Here is a 1054-nt window from a genome sequence, read left to right on the forward strand (position 1 = left end):
AAGCAAGGGAAAGAGAAAAGTATTTTAAGTCAGGTGTAGGTCGTGAATATTTGCAGAATATCATAAATGTTTAATCAGATGCATCAGACCTGCCTGCCGGCAGGCAGGTTTCTGCTCTGAGGGTTGGGGGTTTGAATCCCTTCGAGGTCACTAAGTTTTAAAGCCACATCTTAAAAGGTGTGGCTTTTTTTTGCGTTTTAGTCATTGTTGTAATAAGGCGAATTGCATTACTTATTTATATGGGTAGGCTTAGATGAATAGGTAGGGGACAATTTAAATTTCATATCATTTTATGTTTGGGCTATTGAATATGATGATAGTATTTACAAATAGTATAGGTGTAATTGTTTTTAAGTAGAGTTTAAAACTGATGATTATCCTTGCTGATTAATTATATACCAAGTTCAAATAGTATGAATTCGATGTAGTATATATGAGTAACAATTAAAATCAATCTTTCTCTAGGTATGTTTTTACCGTTGTGAGGGTGTAAATCTTAAAACTGTGATGTTGTTATATATATATGATTCACTTTTTTTATGTCTTAATGTATGAAATAATGACTAGTTAAAATTTCTTTTTTGAGCATCTAATGTTGTTTGAATAAGAGAAAATCAGACCAGTTTATTAGTGGAGGATTATAATGTATATCATGGTAATCATTGCTGTTTAATTTTTATTCGTTTTCCTTTGGTTTCTAACCTACGGTAAATCATGCAGTTAGTGGTGTGGTTAAAAACTTTCGTTTTTTTTATTTAAAAAGTGTTGTGATATTAAGAATAGTGTGTACATTTGCACCCCGCAAACGAGGAAGATGATTATCGGAATCGGGGTTTGGGAAAGGTTCATATAGATGTTGTTTTGTATTGGCGAAAAAAAGAAAAATAATTTTTTTCGATAAAAGTTGCCAGGTTAAAAAACAGTTGTATATTTGCAGCCGCTTAGGGAAACACCTAAGTGAAACGAGGCCGGGGAATCGAGGGATTTCAGGTCGAGTGGATAGAAGTTCATTGAAATATTGTGGAGATAAGAATCGAGAATAGGTGAGGACCTG

Source organism: Maribacter caenipelagi (assembly GCF_004364175.1).
GTDB lineage: Bacteria > Bacteroidota > Bacteroidia > Flavobacteriales > Flavobacteriaceae > Maribacter > Maribacter caenipelagi.